This window comes from Rhodococcoides corynebacterioides, from assembly GCF_019834675.1.
Lineage (GTDB): Bacteria > Actinomycetota > Actinomycetes > Mycobacteriales > Mycobacteriaceae > Rhodococcoides > Rhodococcoides corynebacterioides_A.
The window spans coordinates 83,759-102,898 of record NZ_JABUBU010000002.1 but is presented as its reverse complement, the minus strand read 5'-3'; the positions used below and the strand labels follow the sequence as shown (position 1 = coordinate 102,898).

General features: G+C 63.2%; 18 protein-coding genes. 10 read left to right on the top strand and 8 right to left on the bottom strand.

What is annotated here, in order from left to right:
* Window positions 1–40 precede the first annotated feature (40 nt).
* Both HQ603_RS04875 and HQ603_RS04870 read right to left on the bottom strand, forming a co-directional pair.
* Window positions 41–460, bottom strand: a complete 420-nt coding sequence (locus HQ603_RS04875; protein ID WP_222683438.1) for a DUF302 domain-containing protein — start codon at window positions 458–460, stop codon at window positions 41–43.
* A gap of 32 nt (window positions 461–492) precedes the next feature.
* Window positions 493–2,646, bottom strand: a complete 2,154-nt coding sequence (locus tag HQ603_RS04870; protein ID WP_371830964.1) for an MMPL family transporter — start codon at window positions 2,644–2,646, stop codon at window positions 493–495.
* A gap of 469 nt (window positions 2,647–3,115) precedes the next feature.
* Between HQ603_RS04870 and HQ603_RS18830 the strand changes: the two genes are divergently transcribed.
* Window positions 3,116–3,244 (top strand): hypothetical protein, encoded by a 129-nt coding sequence (locus HQ603_RS18830; RefSeq protein ID WP_261767753.1) that lies wholly within the window; start codon window positions 3,116–3,118, stop codon window positions 3,242–3,244.
* A gap of 31 nt (window positions 3,245–3,275) precedes the next feature.
* On the opposite strand, the gene HQ603_RS04865 is transcribed toward HQ603_RS18830, so the two are convergent.
* Window positions 3,276–3,782, bottom strand: coding sequence for a VOC family protein (locus tag HQ603_RS04865; RefSeq protein WP_245811116.1), 507 nt, complete (start codon window positions 3,780–3,782; stop codon window positions 3,276–3,278).
* 108 nt (window positions 3,783–3,890) lie between these two features.
* Between HQ603_RS04865 and HQ603_RS04860 the strand changes: the two genes are divergently transcribed.
* The 6 genes from HQ603_RS04860 to HQ603_RS04835 all read left to right on the top strand — a co-directional run bounded on the left by HQ603_RS04860 (window position 3,891) and on the right by HQ603_RS04835 (window position 7,875).
* Entirely contained in the window at window positions 3,891–4,031 is a 141-nt protein-coding gene (locus tag HQ603_RS04860) for a hypothetical protein (RefSeq protein ID WP_222683437.1), read from the top strand.
* A 254-nt stretch (window positions 4,032–4,285) separates the two neighbouring features.
* The gene (locus HQ603_RS04855; protein ID WP_222683436.1) at window positions 4,286–4,405 is read left to right on the top strand and encodes a lasso RiPP family leader peptide-containing protein; all 120 of its coding nucleotides are present in this window, start codon (window positions 4,286–4,288) and stop codon (window positions 4,403–4,405) included.
* A 216-nt stretch (window positions 4,406–4,621) separates the two neighbouring features.
* Window positions 4,622–6,211: an asparagine synthase-related protein gene (locus HQ603_RS04850; RefSeq protein WP_222683435.1), complete on the top strand. Its 1,590-nt coding sequence runs from the start codon at window positions 4,622–4,624 to the stop codon at window positions 6,209–6,211.
* The gene (locus HQ603_RS04845) at window positions 6,208–6,522 is read left to right on the top strand and encodes a lasso peptide biosynthesis PqqD family chaperone (protein WP_222683434.1); all 315 of its coding nucleotides are present in this window, start codon (window positions 6,208–6,210) and stop codon (window positions 6,520–6,522) included. Before HQ603_RS04850 ends, HQ603_RS04845 begins: the two co-directional genes overlap by 4 nt.
* Window positions 6,519–6,947 carry a lasso peptide biosynthesis B2 protein gene (locus HQ603_RS19195; RefSeq protein WP_222683433.1) on the top strand — a complete coding sequence of 143 codons (429 nt, stop codon included), beginning with the start codon at window positions 6,519–6,521 and terminating at the stop codon, window positions 6,945–6,947. Before HQ603_RS04845 ends, HQ603_RS19195 begins: the two co-directional genes overlap by 4 nt.
* 130 nt (window positions 6,948–7,077) lie before the next feature.
* Entirely contained in the window at window positions 7,078–7,875 is a 798-nt protein-coding gene (locus tag HQ603_RS04835; protein ID WP_222683432.1) for a hypothetical protein, read from the top strand.
* Window positions 7,876–9,345: 1,470 nt separating this feature from the next.
* Here the strand turns inward: HQ603_RS04835 and HQ603_RS04830 are convergent.
* Together HQ603_RS04830 and HQ603_RS04825 are read right to left on the bottom strand one after the other, a co-directional pair.
* Entirely contained in the window at window positions 9,346–10,074 is a 729-nt protein-coding gene (locus tag HQ603_RS04830; RefSeq protein ID WP_222683431.1) for a hypothetical protein, read from the bottom strand.
* 302 nt (window positions 10,075–10,376) lie between these two features.
* Window positions 10,377–10,730 carry an LGFP repeat-containing protein gene (locus HQ603_RS04825; protein WP_308116004.1) on the bottom strand — a complete coding sequence of 118 codons (354 nt, stop codon included), beginning with the start codon at window positions 10,728–10,730 and terminating at the stop codon, window positions 10,377–10,379.
* Between the two features lie 71 nt (window positions 10,731–10,801).
* On the opposite strand from HQ603_RS04825, the gene HQ603_RS04820 reads away from it, so the two are divergent.
* Both HQ603_RS04820 and HQ603_RS04815 read left to right on the top strand, forming a co-directional pair.
* Window positions 10,802–12,472 carry an LGFP repeat-containing protein gene (locus HQ603_RS04820; protein ID WP_222683430.1) on the top strand — a complete coding sequence of 557 codons (1,671 nt, stop codon included), beginning with the start codon at window positions 10,802–10,804 and terminating at the stop codon, window positions 12,470–12,472.
* Between the two features lie 79 nt (window positions 12,473–12,551).
* Window positions 12,552–13,643, top strand: a complete 1,092-nt coding sequence (locus tag HQ603_RS04815) for a hypothetical protein (protein WP_222683429.1) — start codon at window positions 12,552–12,554, stop codon at window positions 13,641–13,643.
* A 152-nt stretch (window positions 13,644–13,795) separates the two neighbouring features.
* Here the strand turns inward: HQ603_RS04815 and HQ603_RS04810 are convergent, their stop codons facing one another.
* From HQ603_RS04810 to HQ603_RS18825, 3 genes are all read right to left on the bottom strand, one after another.
* Entirely contained in the window at window positions 13,796–15,070 is a 1,275-nt protein-coding gene (locus HQ603_RS04810; RefSeq protein WP_222683428.1) for a hypothetical protein, read from the bottom strand.
* 53 nt (window positions 15,071–15,123) lie between these two features.
* Window positions 15,124–15,528 carry a hypothetical protein gene (locus HQ603_RS04805; protein WP_222683427.1) on the bottom strand — a complete coding sequence of 135 codons (405 nt, stop codon included), beginning with the start codon at window positions 15,526–15,528 and terminating at the stop codon, window positions 15,124–15,126.
* A gap of 418 nt (window positions 15,529–15,946) precedes the next feature.
* Entirely contained in the window at window positions 15,947–16,456 is a 510-nt protein-coding gene (locus tag HQ603_RS18825; protein ID WP_308116003.1) for a toll/interleukin-1 receptor domain-containing protein, read from the bottom strand.
* 669 nt (window positions 16,457–17,125) lie between these two features.
* On the opposite strand from HQ603_RS18825, the gene HQ603_RS04795 reads away from it, so the two are divergent.
* Complete coding sequence (locus tag HQ603_RS04795; RefSeq protein WP_261773390.1) at window positions 17,126–18,841, top strand: LGFP repeat-containing protein; 1,716 nt, start codon at window positions 17,126–17,128, stop codon at window positions 18,839–18,841.
* Window positions 18,842–19,140: the final 299 nt, after the last annotated feature.

The window sequence follows — 19,140 nt, the reverse complement described above, 5'->3', positions numbered from 1 at the left end:
TTCGAGAGTTCTCCTGGTACGCATCGTACCCCAGGGGGCATCAGGCGAGCCCGTCTCCGGTGCCACCGAGGGCGGCGATCGCTGCGCGCAGCCTCTCGCCGGCGTCGCGGGCGACGTCGGCGAGAGCCGGTTCTCCGGTGGCCTGGACCATGACGTCGGGATTCATGGCGTCGACGACGATCGCGCCGTCGCGGTCGGGGTCTTCACGGACGACGACGTTGCAGGGCAACAGCAGTCCGATGGTCCGCATGATGCCGACGGCGCGGTGGGCCAGCGGCGGGTTGCAGGCGCCGAGGATCAGGTAGCGCTCCATGTCCTCGCCGAGCTTGGCCTTCAGGGTGGCCTGCATGTCGATCTCGGTGAGGACCCCGAAGCCCTGGTCGGCGAGGGCGTCGCGGGTGCGCTGGACGACGGTGTCGAAGTCGGTGCCGGTCAGTGTGGTGGAGAGAGCGATGCTCATGGTGTGTTCCTTCCGTGTGGGTGGTGCTGACGTCAGTGAGAGAAGCCGATGGACGGGAGGACCTTGCGGAGCCAGGCCGGTGACCACCAGGCGGCGCGTCCGGTCACCCGCAGCAGGACCGGCAGCAGGATCAGTCGGATGAGCACGGCGTCGAGGAGCACGGCCACGCCCAGGATGATGCCCATCTCCTTCGGCGGGAGCGGGTCGGCGAGGGCGAAGGTGAAGAACACGGCGACCATGACCGCGGCGGCGGCAAAAATGACGCGCCCGGAGTGGGCGAGACCGTCGATCATCGCGGTCGCGGCGTCACCGGTGCGTTCGTGGTGTTCCTTGGCGGTGGCGAGGAGGAAGACGGTGTAGTCCATGGCGATGGCGAAGATCATCGCGAAGAAGAACACCGGGCCCCACCCGTTCAGGAATCCCTGCGGGGTGAAACCGAGCAGCGAGGCGCCGTGGCCGTCCTGGAAGATCAGCTTCGCGACGCCGAACGCGGCGGCGGTGGAGAGCAGGCTGACAGCGGCGCCGAGGAATGCGATCAGCGGAGCCTGCAGTGCGACGAGGAGCAGCACGAATCCGAGGACCAGGATGATCGCGATCACCAGCGGCAGGTAGTCGTTCAGGGCCTGCTGCAGGTCCAGGTTCTCCGCCGGGGCTCCGCCGAGCAGGGCCGGCTCGGGGAGCTCGCTCCGGAGGTCGGCGAGGATCGTGCCCATCGACGCATCCGACGGGTCGACCGTCGGGATTGCCTGCAGCAGTGCGTAACCGGAGCCGTCGGCGGCGGGTTGCGGCGGGGTGACCATGGCGATGCCGGGCACCTGCGACGCCGCGGCGGCGGTGTCGGCGGCATCGGATTCGGGCACCACGATCTGCAGGGCGCCGGGGGCACCGTCGCCGAACTGCTCCTGCACCAAGGCGTAGCCCTGGCGGACGGGCGCGTCGTCGGGGACGACGGAGATCGAAGGCATGGCGACCTTCAGGCCGAGAACCGGGAGGGCCAGGGCGACGAGGACACCGATCGAGGCGAGCGCGAACGGCCACGGATGCCGGTGCAGGAGCGCACCCCATCGGGCGAAGACGGGGGAGCGGTGCTGCTGGCGCGTGGCGTAGGGGAGTGCGGCCGCGTTCACCTTCGGTCCGAGCGCGCCCAGGGCGGCGGGCAGCAGAGTGAGGGTGGCGAGCAGGACGAAGGTGACGGCGAGCATGATGCCGACGGCCATGGTTCGCACGGCGGGGGCGGGGACGATCAACACGGCGGAGAGGCTCACCAGCACGGTGATTCCCGACAGGACAACGGCCTTGCCGGCGGTGTCCATGGTCTCGGCGACGGCGGCGCGGGGATCGTTCGAGCGGAGGGCGTCGCGGAAGCGGGCGACGACGAACAGGGCGTAGTCGATGCCGAGGGCGAGGGCGAACATCATGGCGAAGTTCATGGCCCACACCGAGATCGGGGTGACCTCGTTGAGCAGTACCAGCCCGCCGGCGGACGCGACAAGGCCGGCGATGGTGAGCAGCAGCGGCAGTCCGGCCGCGACGAGCGAGCCGAACGCGAGGACCATGATGACGAGCGTGACGGGCCAGGAGATCAATTCGGCCTGGATCATCGCGTCGTGGTTGGCCTTGTTGAAGTCCGACCACAGCGCCGACGCGCCCGTGGGGTAGACCTCGACACCGTCACCGGACAACGCGGTGAGCTGTTCCTTGACGCTGTCGACGGCGGTGACCATCTCGTCGGTGGTGCCCGCGGCGCCGGCGATCAGGATGCCGGTGCGTCCGTCGGGGCTGATCGTCGTCCCCGGCTGCGGGGGCACGATCTCACTGAAGCGGTTGTCCGAGGACAGGATTCGGGTGGCGTCGGCCAGCGCCGCGGTTGCGGCAGGGTCCGTCAGGGATCCGGCGTCGTTGTGGACGACCACCTGCACCGCCGCCGAGGAATTGCCGCCGAAGTGTTCCTCGGCGAGTTCGCGGACCTGCACCGATTCCGACCCGTTGGCCTGCCAACCGGCGCCGGCGAGTGACGAGAACACCGACGGCGCGGCGGATCCGAGGGCGATCAGCACGATCAGCCAGGCGCCGAACACGCAGCGACGGCGGGTGACCATGACGGCGCCCCATCTGCCGAGGCGACCGGGTGATGTCTCCGGGTTGTGACCGGGCCGGGACTCGGCGACGGTGTCGGACTGGGACACGGGTAACTCCTGTGCGGGTAGTGGAATCGAGAGGGTCGCAACGGGACCGCTGACCGCGGCGTCAGCGGCGGAACAGCGAGCGCAGACCGCCGGACGCGCGGGGTGTCGCGGAGCGGTCGCACGTGCATCGACGGGACGTCGGCGCGGACGCCATCACGCTGTCGACGTGACGGCCGCATCCCGACCACGTCGTCTTGCCGCACGTGGAACACGGAACGGGACTGCACATGGCGAACTCCTGGGATGTCGGGGCGGGATACGAGCCAGAGTGACATATACGTCCGGGGGTATGCAAGTACCGGTGGGGGTATCTGTCACCACGTCGCCCGCGAAGCACTGGCCGATTGCGGACCGTGCTCACGCCGTGATTCACACGACGGGGGACCTTGACGAGATCCTGACGCCGATGGGAAGAAAAACAACGACACGGGCCATTCCGAGTCCCGCCTCTGATTCCTACGGTCGACACATGCCACAGCGACAGGAACTGCCCACCCGCTTCGACCACGCGCCCACGGGATCGGGAGCACTGCTCCTCGTCGCCCTCGTGGTGTTCGCCATCGGCTTGTCACTGCCGATGCGCGCATGGATCCTCTGACGGTTGTCAGGCCGACGTCAGCGGCGGGCCCTCACTCCGCAGCGTGACAGACGGCTTCGACGTTGTTGCCGTCCGGGTCCCGCAGGAACACGCCGTAATACGCTGCGTGGTACTGCGGCCACACCCGCGGTGCATGCAGAATCTCCACGCCCCGTGCGACAGCGCGTCGGTACACCTCGTCGACAGCGTGGCGAGTGGGCGCGGTGAACGCGAGGTGGATCGGTCGAGTGCCGTGATCAACGAGCGGGTTCACCCAGAATCGGGGAAAGTCGTCGACCCCGGCGATACCCACGAACGGACCGTCGTCTCCGCCGTACCGCAAGACTTCGTGAAGTCCGAGGGACTGGAAGACGTCGACGTAGAACGCCACGGCCGCATCGATGTCGGCCGCCTGGATCGACACATGATCGAGCATGCGCGAAATCGTAGTGCTCGATGGTCCGGCAATCCTCAGGACTACTGTGGTCGCCGACGAAAATGCCGCCGCTGTGCTTCCCACGACCACGTCGAAAGTCGACGCGTCGAAGGCGTCGGACACGGTCGTGGCAGGTTGAGACGTGTTCCCGCATTCAGCCTCAACTCGTCCCAGGTTCAGTGCCGATAATTTATATTATGACATAAGCGCAGTTTAACCACTAGATTTCGGATGCATGGCCAGCTGGTGTGGGCGTGGTTGACCACCCACTGGTTCCTCCCGGACGACGACACCCGCAACGCGGCGCTGCGTCGGCACCACCTGTCCGTGCCCCGCTCGGTGGCCCTGACCGCGCGCTGGTCGACCCTCTAGCCGCCGGTACACGAGTCGCCTCACGTGAAGTCGCCGAAACCCCAATCCGGAGCCGAGCCGCAACGAGTAGTTCCCGAGGTCGGCGCTCGTTCGAACTCTAGCGCCCCAATCGCCGCAACGCCCCCAACTTCGGCAGCGGAACGAAGAATCTGCGCGTCCGATAGGCCCCCAAAACAAACAAACCGGTCTATCCTGTGTCGTGTACCACTGGGCGTCTGCTCAGGAACGCATCCAGCAGTTGAGAGAGGAACACCATGAAGGCCAAGAAGCCCTACACGTCACCCAAGTTGCGCAAGGTCGGAACTTTCCGCGCGGACACCGGCTACGCCCGTCGCCGGTTCCCCGAACCGCTTCTCAACATCTCCCTCGGCTGAACAACGGGTCGAATGACGCGAGCGTTTGAGTGCCCCTTCCTCGTCTTACCGGACGAGGAAGGGGCACTCCCTGATGAATACCGTCGCCGATACAGTCTGAGCGACTCGATCGACTACCCCTCCGGTCGACCATGGATAGTGGGTCGCTGGCATCCGAACCTTTGTGTCCGCGCCGGTACCGGGCGCGCGGCGATAGCTGTCCTCGGAACGACCGATGTGACGGCCACAGACCTCGAGCATGAAATCCGCTCCGGGCGATTAAGCGCGGAGCACCTACAGCGGAGCCGCCGCGGCCAATTCGTTGTGGTCACGTGGCAGGAGCTCGTCGGCACCACGACTGCCGGCCCAGCTTCCGGAATGACGGCGATCTATCACACGCGTCTCACCGATAGCAGGGAACACCTGATTTCGAGTAGCGCCAGACTCCTTGCAGGTGCCGTCGACGCCGCACCCGACGCCGAGGCCCTTGCCCTACAATTACTGGACTTCATGCCGCACCCGGTCAATCACACGGCCATGTGGTCCGGAGTCGAATGCGTTGAGCCAGGGAACATTCTGACGAAAGGGAGCCGAGGTAACTACTCCACCCGACGATGGTGGCATCCTCCATCCCCCACCCGAACTTTGCATGACGCTCGAGAAGACGTCCGCCGGGAGTTGATCGCGGCGGTCGAGCTCCGCACCGGCATGGGCCCGAACTTCGCAGCTGACCTCTCCGGAGGTTTGGATTCCACTCCCATATGCCATCTAGCCGGCCGCAGCGGCCGGCAATTCGTCGCTCGCACGGTTGCTAGCCGCGACGCGGCAGACCAGGATATGGAATGGGCTGCGAAGGCGGCGTCATCCATCCCCGGCTTGGTGCACCTCAAAATTCCGGCCGAGAACGTCCCCCTCTACTACTCGGAACTCGACGCCCCGGTCGCTCCCACCGACGAACCGGCGACGACATTACTAGAGGCCGGTCGACAGTTCGTAGGCCTGAAAGAAGTGTCTTCCAATGCGGAGACGCTGCTCACTGGCGTCGGCGGCGATCACCTCTTCACCCCACCGTTTGCGCTGCTGCGAACCGCACTGCAGACCCAACCTGCCCCTGCGCTCAAGCGAATCAGACAAGCCAGCCTCCAGAACGGGTGGCGCCTGCGTGACGTACTGGCCAGCGCACGCCCGATTGATTACCCGACGTGGATCGACAGGTGCAAGAACACCCTCGACCGCAGGCCCTCGCTCGGCGCACACGCCTTGGATTGGGATAGCCCCCCACATCTCCCTGCATGGGCGACATCGAATGCGCGGGATGCCGTTATAAGCGCACTCGAAGCGGCCTCTCGGCATGCCACCCCACTGTCCCAAGACCGCGGACAACACGCAGACCAGTACATGATTCATCACGGAACCCGAATCGCGAGAGTACTCAACGAAGGAGCCTTTTTTCACCACGCCATTCGGTTCGAGCACCCCTACTTCGACGATCGACTCATCGAGAGTTGCATGCAGATTCGACCCCTCGAACGTTCTGATCCATGGAACTTCAAACCCGTCATCAAGAGTGCAATGCAGGGAATTATCCACCCTGCCATGCAGCTACGCCAAGACAAAGGAGCGGGCAGCGTCGACAAGTACGCAGGACTTGCGAACAATAGACAGCGAATCAGCGATCAGATCGAAAACTCTCTTCTAGCCGAAATGGGACTGATCGACGTATCAAGATTAAAGTCCGAGATCGACGGGGCACCGCAGATCGCCGTGCTGACCGAACAACTCGACGCAACCCTTGCAACAGAGAAATGGTTGAGAACAGCATTATGAAGCGCTCGCTCCGACGGCCGAAGCACGATCCGTTCCGTCTCGATCCCTCGTCTCACGTGGAGATATCCAAAGGCGTGTCCCAGACCCGAACCGAGGATGGCATGGTCCTGCTTGATGGACGAACCGGCAAGTACTGGACACTCGACCAGGTTGGGACCGACATGCTCGAAAGCTTCGAATCCAACGCCTCCACCGCGGAAACTATTGCAGTCATCACAGCCAAGTACGAAGTATCGACCACAACTGTCGAGAGCGACGTGAAAGCACTCCTGCGCGACCTGGCCGCAGAAGGAATGGTTCGCATCAAATGAGCTTCCAGACCACTTTCGAGCGGCCACACAATAGCGTGTCACTCCCCATGCGCGCCTTAGCAACCATATGCATAACAACGGCGCGTCTTTTGGTACGACTCCAGGTGACCGCTTTAGTGCGAGTCCTCACGCTCGTGAGCCGAAACGCGCGGCCAGCGACCCACTGGCAGGCTGAGCGATCCCGAGACGCCGTGATTGTCTCAAGCATCTACTGCGCGGATCAAAACGGTTGTCTCCTCAGGTCGACCTCTGCGGCCCTACTCTGCTTGGTCAGATATCAGCGGTGGCCGGCATGGCTTGTCGGGGTCCAGGAGCGTGCACCGTTTGCCGCACATGCATGGATCGAAGCCGACGCGACTCCAGTCGGTGAAGCAAAACTGATCTCTCAGTTCCGCCCCCTGATCGAGGTCTCAGCTGGACCGTAAGCGCCTGCGCGTAGACCGCGCCCGCAACTGGAGTGGTTGACCGAGCGCGCCGGGTGAGCACCAACCCTGTGCGATGCCGCTTGCTGGCGCCATCCAGATGCATAGCGGCCATACGTGTACGCACAGACGGATGCAACACTCAGTAGTCATCACGATCAACACCGTTCGCCAATCCTGGGAGAACAGCATGCCGCCCACTCCGCGCAAACCACCGGCCGGCCACTCACGACCTGCTGGGGTTCCGCGCCGCGCCAGAAAAGTGGCTGGTCGGACTTCCACGGACTTGCCTTCACGGCCCCAACGCGCCGAGGCGCAGACCGAACCGTCCGGGGAGAAAGAGGAAGTGGCCGGCGCTCCACTCCACGAGACCGCAGAAGAGTCGGAGTCCAGTTCTTCCCGATCTGAGCCACGCGGTCGTCGAACAGATTTCAAACAGTTCCGGCAATCGAAGGTGCTGATGCTGTTGTCGGGTCTCACCGTCGTCTTCGCGATCTTCGCTGTAGTGGCGTTCTTTCAACCCGGCGTTAACAAGGTCGACAACACAGCATGGGTCGATACCGATGGCACTGCTGAAGTCACCGCGGCCGCGCGGGATGCTCTTGAGACTGTGTTCAGTTACAAGTTCGATACCATCGACGAGGACCAGGCCGCTGCTCGAGCCGTGCTGACTGATGAACGCCGCGCGGAATACGATTCGACCGCAGAACAAACGAAGCAGAGCGTCCTGCAGACAACGACGATAGCGACATCGACTGTCACTGACATAGGCGTGACTGTTTTGAACAATGACCGGGCCGAGCTTGTGGCGAGTTTGGACGTCTCCGCCAGCCAGGATTCGGTCGACCGCGGAACAGTGCAGACCCCGGCCGTGGTCACGATGGAACGTGTCGACGGCAAGTGGTTGATCGCAGCAATCGATAATCGGTAGAACCGTCGAGTCCACTCGACCAACCACGGGGACTGTGTTGTCCCACGTGCGAGCCGAACGAGGCATCGTGCACAGACATGAGTCCGGGCGCTGAGTTACGGGGTTCAGACCGACTATCCGACCGCGGCGCCACAGCTCGAGTCACCTGCAAGTTCTCGCTGACCATTGGCGGGAACGCGGGCCCCGCCAGGTGAACACCGATACCGAGTTCGAATCTACGCGCAAGGACGGAACAATTGCTACGACGGGGACTGGCAACTCCTGGCCGAATCATCGAGTTGCTGGTTGTTCCTGGGCTGGTCGCTCTAGGCATTGTGTTGCTGCTGCGCCAGAGGGTTCCGCGATTTGCAGTCTTCGGTTGGGCACTACTCGCTGGAACGGTCTTGGCTTTTCCAGTCTTCGTGCTCGTGGTTGCGGGCGTGTACCCACAGAAATAGGTTGATCCCGCGGGGCGCCCTATCCCGCAGTGCTCGCCCAAGTTCGATACCGAGATCGGTCACTGGCTCTTCGACGCCGGTGACCGATCTCGTCGGTCCACCATCCGATCAGCGGACCGCGTCACGCCTTGACAGCGGCGTACTATTTCCTGTGGCCGTCGGAACCCTGCGTGCCCCGTTCGAGCAGTCATTGGAGGGCAGCGAAGTGGTTGGTACTGGGCCTGCGGTGAAACCGGGACCTCGCGGAAGGTCTCGTTGGTCGGGCCCCGCCCTCACCGCCTCAACTGGGGTTTTCGCAGCTTGTCTCGCTTGTTCGTTTATTGACTGGTGGCCGGGTGTCGGGCACCAGGTCGACTCATTCGGGAATGGCGCGGTTGCCTTATTCTCCGGCTTGATACTCATGGGACTCGGGTGTCTCTGGGTGTTCAAGGTTGTAAAAGATTTGCGGTCGAAGCAACTGACGTGGTGGCTCTTAGGGCCACCGGCCTTCGTGGCAATTTTTTTTCTTATACTACTGATATTCCCCCGAGAGTCGTTCGCGGACACTCGTGAGCAGTTCGACTCAATCGTTGCGGCCGCTCCGACCACTGCCGGTACAATAGAGGGAACAATTCAGCTAGGTCCCTTCAGCATCAGTCGGGTAGTACGCACGGTAGATGGATCGGTTTACTTCTACAATGCGGATCGGACATTGTTGTCTGCATCTGGGGGGTGGGTGTTCGCCCCGAACGGTCGGCCGGAGAAGCCTGAGGGCTACGCCATGTTCGAGACGGAATACATCGACGGGGGTTGGTTCGAGTTCAGGGCTCGACTGCAGTGAGCCGTTACCGCCATACCTGAGGTCACGCCGGAACCGCCTTGGCCGCCGGCCAGATGGGGTGGACGCTCCGCCGCGCCGCCGCCTACATCAGGCACACAGCAATCTTGCCCGACCGAAGAATCTCGCCATGCCAATTGGCGTTCCGTCAGGTAAAGGCTACGGCCTTGCGACATGGAGCCCGCCACGACGAGCTGCGGGACCAGACATTCACTGTCAGTTCTGCTCGGTGGCGGCGCGCCACAGGTCGATGATGTCCGCGCGCAGAGGCGACGGCCCCCTCGATCGGACGGTACGTCCGCTGTCGATTCGCTCTGTCAGCTCTCGTAGGCGTTCGGCGCCGTTCGCGTTCCAGTCGTGAGAAAGGGCCCAGACGTACACCTCGTCTGCAGGCAACGGGTAGCCGGCCGCGTGGAGCGTCTTCAGTACTGCAACGGCGTCGCGGTGGTCGAGAGTCCCGGCCAGATTGTTCGCGTGGTTGACCATAGCGCTCAGGGCCGTCAAACCCTGAACTACAACGGGATCCAACACTTGACTGGCGTCCCTCGTGCCGTCGTCACGGGCTCCGTCGAGACGGACAGGACGAGCTACGAGCACCCATGTCGATACCTCGTCGGCGTTCCACGGGATGACGCACAGTGCGCGGGTACGAGCATCGTCGGCTATCGCGGCGAGCTTCTCGCGGGTCGGCCACGCGGCGAGCACGGGTCCGCCGTTCCAACCGTCGATGCGACCGCGTGATCCTGCGACGACCACCCCGGGACGCAAAGCAAGGCGGGCGAGGACACCACTACGGGGCAGACTCGACTTCAGCGGGAGGAAGAGCAGCACGGTGCCGCCGATATCGCGGTGCGTCCGGACGATCCACTGCACGGCCTCGCGCTGGGCGCCGTCCGGGTCGCCCGCGCCGTCACGGGTCACAGCAGTCGGGTAGGTGCGCTGCATGGAAGCCTTTCTGCCGCAGAAACCCTCGGCTAGGACCAGCCCGGCCGCTGTTTGCGCCAGGGAACCCGACCTCAGAACGCTACAGTCGGCGCACCCTGACCGCATTGTTCATACCGGCAACCTGCATCTTGCCCGCAACGATGGCCGCTTCAGGTCGGTATGCGTAGCGGTATTCATAGTGGTACTCGTCCTGGCGCCACACCGATCCGTCACTCAACTGCACGATGGTGTCTCCAGACCACCCGGACCACTCACCGTCGACACGTAGTGTCATTGCTCGACTAACTTCCGCTCGCGAACTTCTATTCGATGTAGGCGCCGGTGGTGGGGGAGTAGTAGACGGTGCCGCCGAGGAAGGCTTGGCGGGTGCCGATACCGTCGCCGGCGGGTGCTTCGGAGCTCTTGGGGTAGGACAGGGTGCTGCTGGGTCCGCCGAGGGACTTGTAGAGGTCGAGAATTGCACCGCACACCGGGTACGGGGTGGGCCAGTAGGACTGGCATGTCGCCGCGGCGGTGGCCTGCGGGGCGGTGGGTGCGGGCTGGGCCATGGCCTGTCCGGCGCCGGTGAGGGCGAGGGCGGCGCCGAGGACGCTGGCGGTGGCGAGGCGGACGCGGAGTCCGGTGCTGCGGCGGGCCGGGGTGTGTGTGGTGGTCACGTGGAGGGCTCCTTTGCGGGGGAGTGCGGTGAGCTCACGGGTGCGCCGACACCGACCACCCTCTCGGTTATTTGATCGCCGACGAGGGCGGACTTCCGGACGGCGTCGGCCGTCTCGCACGGTTCCAGAACGGGTCGATCTACTGGTCACCGGCAACGGGTGCATGGCCCGTGTACGGAACCGGTGACATCAATACTGGCCGGATCATGGGCAAGTGGGCCGCGACCGGATATGAACGCGGCAGTCTCGGCTATCCGATCGAAGACGAGAAGCCGGGTATCGATCCCGGGAGTCTGCAGCAGACCTTCCAACGGGGCACCATCGGGTGGCCGATCACGTTCGCAGACAGTCCAGCCAACAGCAATATCGGCACGGATTGGGACGAACCATCCGCCGCCGAGGTCGAGGCAAATTGTCCCACCTGCGGAGACGACGAACGAATCGATATCGAGGGTCTCGCCTACCTCACCGTTCCACAACCTGCCCCCACGAGCTCCGTGCCAGACGGAACCGGCGGAACCCTGAATCGGACCGCCGAGGCCCCCGCCGACAGTGCCCCTATTGCCGAGCCGGCCCCTGACGCCCTCATCTCGTGTGATCAATTGGTACCGGACCTGACCGCAGGGCCGGACGAACTCGTTCTCTGCAGTCCGACACCCGAGATGCTGAAAGAGCAGGGACTACTTGATGAGGGCGGTAGCGCGCAACGCGTGGCTGAGCCGGAGACATCTCTTTCCCGTCAAGAATGCCGATCCTTGCCGCAACGGCAATGGGGAGCCGACCGCGGCTACGCGTGCATGTGGCGCGAGGATTGGACCTTCATCTACAACCGTAATTCTTCTACCCCCACTCCTGGCGCTACACCGGTCGGGCGCTTCAACTACATCCAGGAACACGAACTGACGACCCAGTGGAACAATTCGGCGTGGACCGGCAAGTCTGCGATTCACTTCTTCACTGGAGGCGTCAACGGCATTGCCACAGAGGCGCTGATGTCGGTCTCACCCACATGTAGTAGTTCGGGAACCGGATGCCCCGTTACCGGCTCGGGATTGTCGAACGTGCCTGTTGCGTTCAATACCGACCTCGAGACGACGTTCACCGTCTCGAACGGGTCACTCGCTGCGGGAGCTCAGGTCACCAACAACACGACCTCGAAGTGGGTCTTCACCCACCCACAGACGAACCCCCTGAAGTGGAACGCCCCGGAGGCACGCTTTCCGCAGGTGCGGTGTGACCGCGCCGCGTCGTTGACCGGGCAAGGATGCGTCATTCCTGCAGCCGAGCCCATCTTCGACATCAGTTCACGGGAGGTCCTGTCCCACTCGGAACACATCCAACGCGCACAGTTGACCGGACTCCCCGGCGCAGTGGGCGGGGTACCTCTTCGACGGCTCGTTGACCCGACCGCGATCCAGGCGAACCGCAACTCGTCGTGCAACCGGATTCCCGGCCCGCGCGACCCCGACACGGACTGCGACGAGTACCCGTTTGCCTCCACATACGACGGAGGTTTTTCGGCCGGAACAGTCGCCCGCACCTACGATGATTGCAACGTCGGCGCGGGTCTTCAAGGTGGCGGAGGTATCGCAGTCCTCGACCCGGACGATCTCGCCGATGAAGGGCCCGGCATCAGCATGTGCTTCATCGACCGAGGGGACAACCGGAGTGGCGGTGGTTACCTGAGTTGGTTCTTCCGCAAGCAACGACTGCTGGATGCCGAGACGTTCTACGTCAACTAGCGGGCTACACAGCTGATGGGGGAGTCGATCGACTCCCCCATCGGTGGGGCACGGTGATAGTCATTCGGGAAGGTCAGGAATGGACAGCAGAGCAGGGCTGGTTTTCGTCGATCACGATCAGTTCGCGATCGGTCGTGCGGATGCCGACACCATGAATGTTGCAGTCAAAGGAACCCTTCTCGAAGCGGGGTCCGGATTCGTCGGGGTCTACACAGGCGTTTCCTACGGGCCTGCTCGCGTCATTGTCGACGTCCTGGACGCCGCTCCCGACGTGTCTGAGCTCGAATCCTGGGAAGTGGTCGAAGAAACCGTGCTCACCAGCGCCGAACCGCTAGTTGTGATGTCATTGAACGGCTCGATCGTCGATGACATCGGCTCGATCCCCTCCGGGACTTACACCGTTCGTTGTCACGCCGTCGGCCGCGACACGCATACCGGTCTGGAAGTCACCGATGCGACCGAAACTTACTACTTCCAACTGTGGCCTTCGGCGTATCCAAACGAGCTGACGGTTCGCACGCTGCGGAAGATCGATCGCGCGTGGAGCCGTGAGGAGGACACCTCTCACGAGCCGACTCGTGTGGTCCCCGAGCCCGACTTCAATTATGTCTACGTCAGAGCAACGGACGGCGAAGTCCGACGGGTGGATCGACACAGTGTCGAAGCCGACAGCGCTCGGGAATGGAGAAGGGAACACGGTGGACGCCCGTTGTCCGCCGATCTCAAGGCGACAACCTACGCGAGATTCGTCGCTTCGCTGGACAGAGACTTACTCGACCGGATCGCTGCAAGCGACGGAGACACTCAACTCCGCTTCGCACGCTGGTGTGCCCAGCGTGCATTCGAGAAAGCAGACATGATTCATGTTCCATGGCTCCAAGAGTTGGTGGAGAAGTTGAACAACGGAACATTGGACAGAAAAGATCTTCACGACGCCAAACAACGCATGGACGATGACAACGCCATAACACTGCGGTTGGTGACCGGCCTTCCAGGTGAACCGGAAACCGTCCAGCAGCATCAAGCGTTACTTGCACTTGAAGTTATTATGCTGGAGGATTTCAGTCCGCTGAAAATCGCAGTATGGTCGTACCGACATGCATCGCAAACGTTCGGAATGGAATACCCGGATCTGATACGCGCCGCCAACCTTGCGTTCCCTCCAGACTAGAATCGGAGGCGTCGAATAACCCGTTCCAGTCAGCGTCTCTAGCGATCCGGGGTATGTGAAACGGTGCGAGCGGTTCGCGTACGCAGCTACGTCCACCCGCAGACGCCCGGCGCCCGCTCGGATGACTCCGGTCGGCAGGACGCTGCATCCACTCACGGGGCTGTTGACGGCTGCCTTCGGGTCCGTGTCGCCAGAACGGCCGCCACCAAGGACGCGGCCACCGCGGCGGCGATCGCAGTCGCGGTCGCGGGGACCACACTGCCGGGCGCCGGGATCTCGATCGGCTGATCGTTCGGCACCCATCCGAACACACCGCTCGGACGCTTACCCAATGCCGAGAAGCCGAACACCGCACATATGACGGGAAGCAAAACCCCCAGGGCAAGCACTGACGGGTCGGACACCAGCGACGACGCGTAGGAATACGCCGCTGCCGTAGGCAGGACAGCCGCGTAAGCGACCGTGGAGGCGGCGTTGTCCCACATCAACCCTGATGCGCATACGACCGCCAATACGCAGCACCCCACCACGGTCGACGGGACGCGCCGCGCAAGAAGGAAACCTACAGCGATTCCTACCAAGGCGAGTGGCGCCAACCACCACCCGCTCCAGGTCATGCCGTTGATGGTCGTGGCCGCCACGGCCAGACCAGCGCACACGAAACCACCGTCCCGTCCGCACCGCACCGCAACCACCCCCACCACGGCCACGGTCACCGCGACTGCGGTCACCCACTGAACCGTCGACGACGCACTGTCACCGAACGAGACGTACACCGCCCACGTCACCACCGCAGCGATCGCCACCATGGTCGATCCGGACCCACCGGCCGCCATCGGCGCCGTTGACCCGGTTGTCGTCGCTACGGCGCACACGACCAACGCGAGGACGAGCACAAGGACCACGATCGGCACCAGCGTGGTCGCGTAGCTACCACCGAGGCTGATCGACCAGTCTCGCGGGGATCCGAAGCGTGCGTCCAAGTCCCGTCGGACGGGATACGCGCAGGCTGCGCCGACGATCACAGCCACCGCTACGGCTCGATCGGACCGGGCCGTCGACACGGCGAAACCCAGGAGCAGTCCGGCTGCGAGCCCGGTCGTCGTGGGCGCCAGCCCGGTCGGCACATCGACCACCGACGGTGCTCCGAGAATGAAAAGTCCGGCGCCCGCACCCAAGGCCGGCGCGAGCCGGTACTTCCCACCGACCCACAAAGCGACCACGACAACGACCAATGCGATCCCGACTGCCCACGACGAGTTCAAGAACCGGTCGGACCAGTTGTTTCCGAAGACGTACGGCGACCGGGTATCGGTCTCAGCTTGATACAAGTCGATCGGCCGGGCATTGGACAACGCCCACACCGCGACGAGAGCTGCGCCGCCGGCCGCGCCGAGACTGGACAAAACAGCAGGCGATAATCGCACGCGACGACCTTACGGGAGGAAGAGGGCAACGAGTGGGTGCGCCCGCGGAGCAGTCATTCGCTCCTGACGATTGGCTCGGGTCGTAGTGGCGCTTTCGTCCACATGCCCTTCGGGGCCGGCTCCTCGCCCGTGCGAGTCAGGACGATCGAGCCCGCACTGACTTCACCTACCGCCATGTCGCCACTGACACGGTGCTGGATCCCTTCGATCTCCACGACAACTGTCAGCAGTCCGATCCTCTGGATGACCTCTCCCCGCCGCAGTTCCCAGACATCCGACTCGGCGAGCATCATCATTTCCCGCCGCACATCATCGGGATCCGGCGTGATGATCACGACGTGATCTCCGTCGATCACCTGGAGCCGGTAGCTGCCACTGCGTCCAGCAGTACCTTCGCGGTAGCGGACGGTGTATCCGAGTGGGGCTGCAAGGTCGTCGAGTTCGCGTGCTGTGGACATCCCTGACATGGTCGCTCCTAGCTACTAACAGGTCGGTCGATTATCGAACGGTTTCATAGCTCCGCAGCCCTATCGTTCCGTCGCAGTACAACGCGAGGCACCCGTGTCGGATAGGTTGCCTGTAACTCACGGCGTCGCGCCGCGACCGCATCCAGGGCAACTGTCATGGGAGTCGGTTGCAACTCGGTTACGTCATCCCAGGCGTCCCGCCCATCAATCGTCTGCGACAACGTCTCGTGCATGAGGGCAAGCATGGGTTCGTCGCGGGACCACGCTCGCCGGCAATTGGCGTCGTGCCGCTCGCGATGTACAGCGCCGTCGAACACTCTTCCTTGCACATTGTCCGCACACAACAAAGTAAGCACATGGGGTCGTCGCGAGCAGTCAATCTGCCGACCGCTACGTGGCCACGAGAGCGTCAACTGCCTTCTGCACTGCCCTCCGCTGCGGCTGCTCCGGCCACTTTTTTCGCGGCATCGGCCATCGAGATGTCGCCGATCGTCAGACCGGACCGCGCGGCCAGGAGTGGGCTGATATCCCGGAGTGCGTCGAAGGTGGTGTCGTGGGCTATCGGAATGACCCTGTCGGTCGCAAGCAGCGCTGACAACTCTTTCCCGGCGATACCGCTTGTCGACTTGAGACCCTCGAGAAGGGCCGGCGTCACCAACACGATACCGATTCTTGAGTTGGCCAGCCCCCTGTCGATCTCTTGGAGCAGCGACTTCCCGAGACCGACGTCGTACTCGCTGAACCAGACTGTGGCTCCGTTCGTTATGAGCAGATCGCACAGTTCCTTTGCTGCATGCTCGCGGTCGTCCCACGCATGACACAGGAAAAGGTCACGCCGCTCGGGATGGGTCCGAGCGATCATCTCCGCCTTCTGCGCGAGGGGTTCGATCGTGCGCCATTCAATCGCGCTGTAGGACACCGACCCGCCCCCTCTCAGACGGCGGGAATTAGCTCTCGAGGACGACCCACCCCCGGATGAGCTACCACCGCTCGTCGAGCTGACGCTGCTCGAGTAACGCGGGGTGGGGGCGTAGGACGGGGAGTAGGAGTAGGACCGCCGCGACCCGCCTCTGCACGTCGGGCAGTTCGCTTCGGCTGCCGCCGAACGGTGGCCATAGACAGGTGCAGTGCAACCAGACATATCGGAAGTCTACGAGAACCCACCGACACGACCTTCGATTCTGGTTGTTCAGAAGACGTCGAGTGCATCTCTGATCACCGCCGGGGAGCTCGAGACTCGACCGAGCTGAGCGCGCCTCTGGGATCCGAAGTCCTTGACACGACGCGACACGGGTCGCCGGTCGCACTCGATCGGCGCGTCGTAATCAGAAAACTTGTGGAACTGCCCGCCCTTGGAGGCGGTGGCGGTTCACCGCCATCCGGCGAGACTGAATGGTTTGTTTTGAGCGATTTGCGAGTTTGGTCCATTTGCACTTCGTGCGACATGCCCCCAGGATGCGAGTGACGACCGGCAATCGGACCGGTCGTATTCCTCTCCGAGAGAGCAGCATCCATGACGACCCTTGCTCGGCCGCCACGGCGGAAACCGATGTTCTCCTCGACCCCGCGGGCGGTACTGACCGCCGGCATGATCGCAGTCCTGATGGCCACCGGCGGGGGGCTGGTGGCCACAGCGCAACCGTCCACTACCCCGGCCGCACCGACCAGCTCCGCGCCCCCTGCGTTGCAGCAGCAAGCCCCCGCACCGGCCGATCCGTGCGCCACCACCACGGCACCGACCACCACGACCACGACAGTGGCCCCGTCGACAACCACACCGGCGACGCCGACCTCGTGCACGGAAGCGCCGACGCTTGCCCCGTCCACCTCGCAGGCACCCACCACAGCGTCCGAGGCACCGAGTGCCGCTGACACACCGGCACCGGCACCGTCGAGCACGACGCCGGCCACCACCAGCCTGACCCCCAGCACGGAGGCCACCGCGCCGACACCTACCGGTGAGCGGATCCCGTACACCGGGTTGCCGACGGAGAACCCGAACAGCACCCTGGTCCCCGGCAAGATGCGCTCGGACCGTGAGGAGTGGCCCGAGGGCTACACGAAGGAACAGGCCGACGAGGCCGAGATCGGCGAAGCCCGACTGCTCGCCAAGCAGCGCACCTCCCGTGCCGCTGTGACCTGCCAGAGGTACTGGCCCGCCCCCCACGACGTGTGCGGCGCCATCCGCGACAAATACAACTCCCTCGGCGGCACCTTCAGCTTCCTGCTGCTCCCCACCAGCGGAAACATCATCAACCCCGGCAACACCGGCGAACGAGTCACCTTCATGAACGGGCCGATCTACTGGTCCGCCGCCGGCGGAGCACACCCCGTCGTCAACAGCTTCCTCAACCGCTGGGGCATCCTCGGCTACGAAGGCAGCTACCTCAAGTACCCCACCACCGACGAGATCGTCCTCCCCGACGGCGGCCGCCGCCAGGAGTTCCAGGACGGCGCCATCTACGTCGCCTTCCAGAACGCCATCGGCTCCGCCATCCAGAACGGACCACTCCGCGACAAGTACAACAGCGTCGGCGGACTCACCCCCGGCAGCAGCTTCCTCGGCTACCTGACCGGAGACCACATCCGCACCCTTCCCGACGGCCTGGGACAGATGGCCCGCTTTCAGAACGGAGTTATCTACTGGCACCCGGTCCACGGCGCGCACTCTATAACGGGACTTCAGCTTGCAATGTGGCAATTCCGGGGGTACGAAAACGGCCACTACGGATACCCTCAAGACGACGGACAGATTATCGACGGGAAACCGACACAGCTATTCCACAAACAGCAAATGATGATCTTTGAGACCTTCGAGGTCGACGCCGCAGGCGGGAATGGCGGTGGTCCTGTACCGGGAACGACTCGAACGTCCTTTACTTTTCAGCAAGGCGGCACTACATCCCGTAGCGCCTTCGATCCCCTTATGCGGGTCGATGGCCAAGTAAACTTCTGGGCCGACGGCAACCCATTTGCTTGGGGCATCAAGTACACCGAGGAGACATATCAACACGGAATAGCTGGCGGAGCAACTCCGACAACTTGCGATGGCGAACTCTATCGAGACGGGGTTAAAACCGGCACAGTTTATCATAAAAAGTCAGAACTTGGCGCACTTGACTACCCTTTCCATAGCCACGTCGATAACAACCCCAAGAATGACAAGTGGAATCGACTCAAGCTAATGTGCTGGTGGTACCGGACATCCCACCAAACCGTCGAGACGATTACTTACCTCGATTTCAGGCTGCTATCGCAGGACTATCCAACACCGCAGGGGAGAATTGCAGAACGCAGTGAGTAATCGTTTCTCGGACACAGGGAGTGAGGAATGCCGTTGGCGAATAGAGATACTCTTCGAACCACCTGCAGGCCTTGCTTCAGCCGTCACGGCAGCTCTGATTCGAGTCTCCAATGACACCTACGTATCGGCAGGATTCGATCAATTCGACCCTGGCAAATGGACCGTCGAAACGACAGTTGTCTACGAAGGGAAGCTTGGTCTACTTCTGACACTTCACAGACAAGCCGTACCTCTGCATGTGTTCTCAGCAACATGGGACAATGATGTGGAAGATCTCACTCGACAGATTGCGGATAAAC